Source organism: Nonomuraea harbinensis, from assembly GCF_019396385.1.
Classification (GTDB): Bacteria; Actinomycetota; Actinomycetes; order Streptosporangiales; family Streptosporangiaceae; genus Nonomuraea; species Nonomuraea ferruginea.
Map to the genome: position 1 here is coordinate 19,335 of NZ_JAHKRN010000081.1, position 7,950 is coordinate 27,284.

The following is a 7,950-nucleotide window of genomic DNA, read 5'->3' on the forward strand; positions in this document are numbered from 1 at the left end:
CTCCGCCACCCCGAGACGCCGTCGACGCCGTACCGGCCGGACTCCCCGCCGCAACGGCGGCCGATGTCGTACACAGAGGCACAGCCACCGCGAGGCCCGGCTCCGAAGCCTCGCGGGATCTTCACCTGGGCCGCCGGCGAACGGGACGGATAGGATCGGAGCATGACCATCGGCCCCCTCGTGCCGGCGTACGGAGCCGGGTCACTGCCCGATCTGTCCCGGTCGCTGCTGGCGTCGCTGGGCCTCGACGGGCCCAACCCCCTGGGCCTCCCGCCCGCCGAGCGCACCTGCCTGTTCCTGGTCGACGGCCTCGGCGCCGAGCTGCTGGCCGCGCACGCCGCCTCGGCGCCGTTCCTGGCGAGCCTGCTCGACAGGTCACGTACGCTCACCGCCGGATTCCCCGCCACCACCGTGACCAGCCTGTGCTCGCTCGGCACCGGCGTCTCGCCCGGCGAGCACGGGATGCTCGGCCTGACCCTGGCCGTCCCCGGCACCGGCCGCCTGTTCAACTGCCTGCGCTGGTCCGGGATGCCCATGGACCCTCTCGACTGGCAGCCCGCCGAGACCGTCTACCAGCGTGCCGCGGCCGCCGGCCTCGACGTCGTCTACGTGGCGCCCGGCGAGTTCGAAGGCTCCGGGCTGACCGGCGCCGTCTTCCGCGGCGTCCGCTACGCCGCGGCCGAGACCGTCGACGACCGGGTCGCCCGGGTGCTGGCCGAGCTGCGGCAGCCGCGCGCGCACGTCACCGTCTACTACGGCGACCTCGACGCGGTCGGCCACATGACCGGCTGGGGCACCGAGGAGTGGCTGGCGCAGCTCGCCATCGTCGACGCCATGGCCGAGCGCATCGCGGCGGGCCTGCCTCCCGGCTCCGCCCTCTACGTGACGGCCGACCACGGCATGGTCAACGCCTCGGAGAAGCTCGACGCCGAGGCCACCCCCGAGCTGGCCCACGGGGTGGCGATGCTCGGCGGCGAGGCCAGGGCGCGACACGTGTACGCGCTGGAGGGCGCCGCGGCCGAGGTGCTCGACGCCTGGCGCGAGGCGCTGCGCGGCCGGGCCTGGGTGGTGTCGCGTGAGGAGGCCGTCGAGTCCGGCTGGTTCGGCCCGCGGGTCCTGACCGAATGGCTGGGCCGCATCGGCGACGTGGTCGCCGTCCCCTACACCGACCTGGCCATCACCGCCCCGTCCACACACCGCATCGAGGCCCTCTTCACCGGCTACCACGGCTCGATGACCACGGCCGAGCAGAACATCCCGCTCCTGGAGGTGAGCACCCGGTGACCGGTCCGCTGATCACTCCGTCCGCCCTCGCCGCGCTCGGCGACGTCACCCTGCTCGACGTTCGCTGGCGGCTCGGCGGCCCGTCCGGCATGGACCTCTACCGCGAGGGCCACCTGCCGGGCGCCGTCTTCTGCGACCTCGACAGAGCTCTGGCCGGCCCGCCGGGCGAGGGCGGGCGCCACCCGCTGCCCGCCGTCGACGCGTTCGAGCGCGCGATGCGGCGGCTCGGCGTCTCCGGCGCGCGGCCGGTCGTGGTGTACGACGACACCTCCTCGACCGCGGCGGCCCGCGCCTGGTGGACGCTGCGCTACTTCGGACATCAGGACGTACGGGTCCTCGACGGCGGGTTGCCCGCCTGGGAGGCGGCCGGTCTGCCGGTCGTCAAGGAGGAGCCCGTGCCCGCGCCCGGCGACTTCACGGCCAGGCCGGGCGGGATGCCCGTGCTCGACGCCGACCGGGCGGCGGCCCTCGCCTCCTCCGGAGTGCTGCTCGACGCCAGGGCCGCCGAACGCTACCGCGGCGAGGTCGAGCCGATCGACCCGGTGGCCGGCCACATCCCCGGCGCGGTCAGCGCCCCGACCACGGAGAACGTCACTCCCGGCGGCACCTTCCTGGCTTCCGGCGAGCTGCGGGAGCGCTTCGCCGCGCTGGGCGCCCGCGAGGGGGTCGCCGCGGGCGCCTACTGCGGCTCCGGTGTGACGGCCGCCCACCAGGTGCTGGCCATGGAAGTGGCCGGCCTGCCCGCGGCCCTCTACGTCGGCTCCTGGTCCCACTGGGTGACCGACCCGTCGAGACCGGTCGCCACGGGCTGACCGCCTGGTGGCTGGGCCGGGGCTCGGGTGTCGACGCCGGTTCGTCAGGTCAGCCGGTCGGCACGATGGGCCGCCTGCCGCGTTCCCGGTCGTCCTCGCCGTGGACCGGGACTGGTGCCCGGCCGATGTCGGCAGGGCACCCGGCGTCCGGCTCGCGGTGGATGAGAGGCTGGTCGCCGGCGCCGAAGCAGGTGAAGGCGGTGATGCCGGTCCGCGCCGAGGCGTACGCGAGCGCCGACGCCGGGGTGTGACCCGCGGCGAGCAACTCGTGGAAGCGGCTCATCACGGCCAGCGCGTCCTCGTCGCACACCGGCACCATCCCGGCCACCACGCACGCCGTCCCCTGCGCCAGGAACGCGCCCGCGAGGCCCAGCGGCGCGCCGTCCGTGGGCGTCCTGGCCATGCCGGAGTCGCACGCCGACAGCACCACCAGCCTGGCCGTACGCGAGCTGCCGAGCAGGTCGTAGGCCATGAGCGGGCCGTCTTCCAGCGTGATGCTCGACAGCAGCGGGCTGCGGGCGTGGAACACCCCGTGCGCCGCCAGGTGCACCACGTCACAGGAGGCCAGCGCGGCCAGCACCGCGTCGCGCCGGGCGGCCACCGGTCGCGCCCCCGGATGACAGGCCACCACCCGGTCCCTCTCCTCGTACGCGTGCGCCAGCCCCGGCCCCGCCGCCGCAACCACCTTGAGCGACCCCGGCCAGGAGCCGCCAGAAAGCCCCGCCCAGGAATCGACTGAAGAGCCGACCGGATGCGCGGCCCCCGAAAGCACGACGCCATCAGAGGGCCCCGCCCCAGGAATACCGGCGGGCGGCGTGGTCCCGGCTTCGGGAAGGGCGGTGGGTGGGGTGGTTCCCGGAGCCGGAGTTCCTGCCGGGCCGGCGGGTGGTGTCGCTGCCGCTTCCGGAGAGGTGGTCCTCGGTGGGCCGGTGGGGCGGGTCATGACCAGGGGCCCGGGTGGGCGACAAGTTCGGAGCGGGGCGGGGTCGCGGGTGGCGGCGAGCCACGAGCGGGCGCTGGCCGCCACCGTCACCGGGCGCTCGCGCAGGCAGGGGAGGGCCGCCCAGGGCAGGGTGTGCAGGATGCCCGTGGGCACCACCACCAGGGGACGCTCGCCCAGCTCGGCGGCGAGCGGGGTCAGCAGGAGCAGCTCCAGCTCCGACCCGGCAGCCCCGACCGGCTCGGCCCCCGCCGCCCCGTCGTGCAGGGCCGACCGGCGCAGCGAGTAGCGCAACCGGATCAGCGCCTCCTTGACCGGCCGCAGCGCGCCCAGAGGCCGCAGCGCCAGCCGCTGCCCCGTCACCACCACGGCGAACAGGGAGCTGTCGTCCGTGACGTATTCCACCAGCGCGGCTCGCCCCAGCGCCGCCCGCACCTCGGGCAGGCCCGCGCCGTGCGGCGAGCGGGCGTGGGCCGGCGCCGTGACGGCCCGCCAGCGCTCCGCCCACTCGAACACCTCCTCGGCGCACCCGTCACGCACCGCCAGCCGCAGCCCGAATGCCGCCAGCCGCCCGCCGGCCCGGGCCGCGTGCGCCCGCAGCGACGGGTCGTCCAGGCTGTCGATCTGGCCGCCCATCCCGGCCAGCCCTTCCTCCACGGCACGGAACGCGGCCGGGACGTCCTCCCGCAGCGCCGCCTCCAAGGCCAGGGCGTGCTGGCGCACCAGGGGCGGCACCTGCCCCGCTGCGGCGTAACCCGCCTGCGCAGGCGAGGCCAGCGGGGTGCGGCGGCCGCCCGGCGGGAGCCACCGCTCGCGACCGGGCTGCTCCGTCAGCCGTGACAGCTGCGCCGAGGCCGCGGCGCGGTCGCCGAGCGCGAGCGCGGTCTCCGCCGCCGTCAGCCGCAGCGAGGCGCCCTCGGCCAGGTGGGCGGCGTCGCGTTCGAGGTCGTCCGCGCACCCGGCCAGCTCCGCCAGCAGCCCGGGCGTCGGCGGCTCCAGAGCCAGGCGGGAGCGCAGCACCACCTCCCTGGCCAGCGGCAGCCAGGCCTGCCGGTCCTGCTCCGACAGCTCGCGCATGGCCCGCTCGGCCACCGTCATGGCCTCGCGCGCGTCGCCCGTCAGCAGCTCGACCTGGGCGAGCTTGAGCCGCGCCTCGGCCAGCGCCACCTGCGCCCCGGACTCCTCCAGATCGGGCACGGCCAGGCTGAGCAGCGCCCGCGCCTCACCGGGCAGGTGGGCGGCCAGCAGCGCGCCCGCGAAGTCCGCCCGCATCGTCGCCAGCCGCTCGGGATACCCGAACAGGGTGTCCTCGGCCTCGCGGTAGTGGGTGAACGCCCCGCCGATGTCGCCCCGTCGTACGGCCAGGAACGGCAGGTTTGCGGCGGCCAGCCGCTCGAGGTGGGACAGCCGGGCGTGCCCGGCGATCTGCAGGCAGGCGCTGATGTCGCGCATCGCCTGGTCCCAGTCGCCGCGATAGGCGTGCACCAGCCCCCGGTTGAGCAGCCCGCCCGCCAGGAACCGGCGGTCGTCGATGGTGCCGGGAGCCGCCACGAGCGCCCGCAGCGCCCGGTCGCAGGAGGCGACCGCCTCCTGGTAGCGCCCCAGGTGGGCGAGGGCCACGGCGCGCTGCGTGTCGAGCTTGGCCCGGTCGAGCGGCGACAGGTAGGCCCACGCCAGCGCGGCCAGCCTGAGGGCCTGCAGCGGGTGGCCCCGCTCGGTCCGCACGGTGACGAGGGACAGCCTCGCCTGCGCCATCCGCTCGGCGGGCGCGCCGCGCGTCTGGACGGCCTGCCGCAGCCGCTGCTCGGCGGCCTGCAGATCGCCCAGCTCACGCGAGGCCAGCGCCATCGCGCGCAGCGCCACGGACGCGGCCTCGCCGTCGCCGGCCTTCTCGGCCGCCTCCAGCACCTTGTGCCCCGCGCGCAGCGCCTGGCCCGGATCGATCACCGAGCGCAGCACGGCCATCTCGGCCGCGCGCACCAGCAGGCCGCCGCCGGAGGAACGATCGAGCATACGGGTGATCTCCGGTTTCGCCATGCGCCGCCTCGGGGGAGAAGCGGCCGGGACCGGGGGATGCGGACCCCTCGGCCCCGGCCGAGGGGTCACGGTCGGACGCGCACCCACCTGGTCTGGACGGGTGCGTGGCCGGGCCGGTGGCAGACCACGCTGAGCCAGCCCGGAGGCAGGCCCGTGGCCGCGAACTGGCCCGTGGTGGCGACGGGCCTGGTCAGCGTCAGGTGAGGAGTGCGGACGTCGACGTGGCACCCCTCCCCGGGGGGCGGGGACACCTGCCCCGCCACGTCGATCAGACCGTCGCCGATGGTCACCTCCAGGTCGAAGGTGAGGCCCTCCGTGACGAACCGGACCAACTGCGGGCCTTCGGCGCCCCGCACTCCCCGCGCGGCCGTGTAGCCGGTGGGAAGGGCGGTCACCGCGTGCGGGACCCGTAAGGCGAAGGCCTGCCGGGCCGCGGTGGACACGTACGCGGGAACCGGGTCGTGTCCGGAGGCCAGCCGGAGAGCCGCCAGGAAGTACTCGTCGTCGATCATTGCACCGTCTCCTGTAGTGAGATCAGGGTGCGCAGTTTCTCCAGGCAGCGGGCCCTGGTCGGGCCGACGCTGCCGATGGGCAGGCCCAGCCGCACGGCGACCTGCCGGCTCCCGAGATCGCTCGCGACGAGCGTGAGCAGGCTGCGGCATGGCTCTTTGAGGGTGGAGACCGTCTTCCAGAGCATGCGGTTGCCGTCGGCCTCCAGGACGGCTGACTCCGGGTCGGGGTCGTGCGTGACGTCGAACGGGGCGGGCCCCGGCTTCGCCTTCCGGATCAGCAGGAGCGCTTCGCGGCGGGTGGTCGTCGCCAGCCACGCGCCCACGCCTGCCGGGTTGCTGATGTCGTGCAGGTGTTCGAGCAGGCGCAGCCAGGCTCCCTGGACGGCGTCGGCGGCGTCGGGCTCGTTGAGCCCGCAGGCGCGTGCCACCGCCCACATGCGCGGGCCGAATCTGGCCTCCAGCTCGTTCCAGGCGCTCTGGTCGCCGGAGGCGGCCGCCGGGAGCAGCTCCGCGGGCTGGCGTGGATCGGGCATATGGCCTCCTTCCAGACCGGCGGAGGGGGCTGATCTGCCTCCACGTGATCGCCTGTGGACTGAGCGTAAACTCTACAGACTCGACGGAACGAGAACTCCCAGATCGGGAATTTGCCGGGTCTCCCTGAGACTGAGGAGCTCGTCGGCCGCCTGCCTGGCCGGCCGGTCGTGGGCGGCCGCGGCGATCGTGCCCGCCACCACGGCGGTGGCGAAGGACGTGCCGCTCCAGGTCGCGTAACCGGCGAACTCGCCCTGCTCCAGGAAACTGCTGGTCACCCAGTCGCCGCGGGCGCACGCGTCGACCCAGCTCCCGTGGGCCGAGTAGGGAGCGCGCCGGCGCTCGCTGGAGTCGACGGCGCCGACGGCGATCACGCTGCCCAGCGCGGCGGGGTAGAACGGGCGATCGGACGCGGTGTTGCCGGCGCACGCCACCACCACGGTGTCGGACAGCTCGGCCAGCGCGTCGGCCAGCAGGGGCGGCGGCCGGTCGTCGAAGGTGTGGCCGCCGAAGGAGAGGTTGAGCACCTGCGGCGGACGCCCGCGCATGCGGTGCAGCGCCCTGATCACGGCCGCCTCGTCGCCCACCCCCTCGCCGTCGAGCACCCGGGCCACCTGGAGCGACGCGCCGGGCGCCTGGCGGGCCAGCAGCCCGGCGATGAACGTGCCGTGACCCGCCTGGGCGCCCTCGACGGCGTCCGGCGCGTCCTCGGCGGCCTGCTCGTACCAGTCGGCGTCGGCCCACCAGCGGTGACCGGCCACGCCGGTGTCGAGCAGGCCCACCGTCACCTCCGAGCGGGACCGCCCCGGCCGGTAGTGGACCGGTTCGGCCGGGAACGGACGCGACGCGGGGCCGCCGAAGAACAGCGGCTGCCCGGTAAGAACGTGGTTGGGCGAGGCGCGGAACCCGTGCTCGCGCAACTCGGCGGTCAGCTCGCACGGGTCGACACCCTGGGAGAGATGCACCATGCAGACGCCGTCGCCCTCGGACACGGCCTGCGTCCAGCGGGCGGCCGTCGACAGCGCGCCGCGGTCGGTCAGCAGCTGACCCGGTCGGATGAGCGCGTGGCCTGCCGATTCGATGTCCATGAGCGGGTATCTATCCCCGATGGAGCGACTGTCACGTGCCACACGCGCACCAACTTGGTATGGCCCCCCTCTGGTGTCCGATTGCGACCGACGGTAGTCTCTCCCTAGTCACATGTGATCATCCCGTTGGACGAGGCCGTTGGGGAAGGCGCACCTCGTACCGAATCGGGAGGTCCGGTGTCTGCTCGTGGCGTGCTGTACGTCCACTCGGCTCAGCCCGCGCTGTGCCCGCATATCGAATGGGCAGTCGCGGGTGTCCTTGGCGTGCCCGTGGACTTGACGTGGACACCGCAACCTGCCGCGCCCAACGTCGTGCGGGCGCAGGCGGAATGGGAGGGCCGCTCCGGCATAGCGGCCGCCATCGCCTCCTCTCTCATGGGGTGGCAGCGCCTGCGGTTCGAGATCACCGAGGACGCCTCGCAGGGCGTCGACGGGACCCGTCACGCCTACACGCCGACACTCGGCCCGTTCAGCGCGGTCATCGGCGCCTCCGGCGACATCATGATCCCCGAAGACCGGCTGCGCGCCGCCATGCTCATGGCCTCCCAGGGGCGGTGCGTGCTGGAGGAGGAGCTCGACAGGCTGCTCGGCAAGCCCTGGGACGAGGAGCTGGAGCCGTTCCGCTACGCCGGCGACGGCGCGCCCGTCCGCTGGCTGCACGCCGCCGTGTGACCCGTCCCCGCGCCTGCGACGCGAAAGGGGCCCGCACCGGTCACGGTGCGGGGCCCCCTTTTCGTGCTTGGGCT

At 74.9% G+C, this 7,950-nt stretch carries 7 protein-coding genes; 3 read left to right on the forward strand and 4 right to left on the reverse strand.

Annotated features, from left to right (window positions below; genetic code table 11):
* Positions 1-162: 162 nt before the first annotated feature.
* Both KME79_RS45945 and KME79_RS42215 read left to right on the forward strand, forming a co-directional pair.
* Positions 163-1,284, forward strand: a complete 1,122-nt coding sequence (locus KME79_RS45945) for an alkaline phosphatase family protein (protein WP_246641327.1) — start codon at positions 163-165, stop codon at positions 1,282-1,284.
* On the forward strand, positions 1,281-2,096 hold the full coding sequence (locus KME79_RS42215; RefSeq protein WP_308249246.1) for a sulfurtransferase: 816 nt from the start codon (positions 1,281-1,283) through the stop codon (positions 2,094-2,096). Before KME79_RS45945 ends, KME79_RS42215 begins: the two co-directional genes overlap by 4 nt.
* A gap of 49 nt (positions 2,097-2,145) precedes the next feature.
* On the opposite strand, the gene KME79_RS42220 is transcribed toward KME79_RS42215, so the two are convergent.
* From KME79_RS42220 to KME79_RS42235, 4 genes are all read right to left on the reverse strand, one after another.
* A complete protein-coding gene (locus KME79_RS42220) occupies positions 2,146-5,049 on the reverse strand; it encodes a CHAT domain-containing protein (RefSeq protein WP_219551815.1) in 2,904 nt (967 codons plus the stop codon).
* Between the two features lie 89 nt (positions 5,050-5,138).
* Positions 5,139-5,585, reverse strand: coding sequence for a hypothetical protein (locus KME79_RS42225; RefSeq protein ID WP_219551817.1), 447 nt, complete (start codon positions 5,583-5,585; stop codon positions 5,139-5,141).
* Positions 5,582-6,118, reverse strand: a complete 537-nt coding sequence (locus KME79_RS42230; protein WP_148030182.1) for an RNA polymerase sigma factor — start codon at positions 6,116-6,118, stop codon at positions 5,582-5,584. Before KME79_RS42230 ends, KME79_RS42225 begins: the two co-directional genes overlap by 4 nt.
* 72 nt (positions 6,119-6,190) lie before the next feature.
* Positions 6,191-7,204: a S8 family peptidase gene (locus KME79_RS42235; protein ID WP_219551819.1), complete on the reverse strand. Its 1,014-nt coding sequence runs from the start codon at positions 7,202-7,204 to the stop codon at positions 6,191-6,193.
* A gap of 177 nt (positions 7,205-7,381) precedes the next feature.
* Here KME79_RS42235 and KME79_RS42240 point away from each other — a divergent pair, with 177 nt between their 5' ends.
* Complete coding sequence (locus KME79_RS42240; RefSeq protein ID WP_148030184.1) at positions 7,382-7,876, forward strand: DUF3145 domain-containing protein; 495 nt, start codon at positions 7,382-7,384, stop codon at positions 7,874-7,876.
* The last annotated feature ends 74 nt before the right edge of the window (positions 7,877-7,950 follow it).

Excerpts from the sequence above, each read along its gene's own strand:
- KME79_RS42225 (WP_219551817.1), bottom strand. The coding sequence starts at position 5,585 with ATGATCGACGACGAGTACTTCCTGGCGGCTCTCCGGCTGGCCTCCGGA.
- KME79_RS42230 (WP_148030182.1), bottom strand. The coding sequence starts at position 6,118 with ATGCCCGATCCACGCCAGCCCGCGGAGCTGCTCCCGGCGGCCGCCTCC.
- KME79_RS45945 (WP_246641327.1), top strand. The coding sequence starts at position 163 with ATGACCATCGGCCCCCTCGTGCCGGCGTACGGAGCCGGGTCACTGCCC.
- KME79_RS42220 (WP_219551815.1), bottom strand. The coding sequence starts at position 5,049 with ATGCTCGATCGTTCCTCCGGCGGCGGCCTGCTGGTGCGCGCGGCCGAG.
- KME79_RS42235 (WP_219551819.1), bottom strand. The coding sequence starts at position 7,204 with ATGGACATCGAATCGGCAGGCCACGCGCTCATCCGACCGGGTCAGCTG.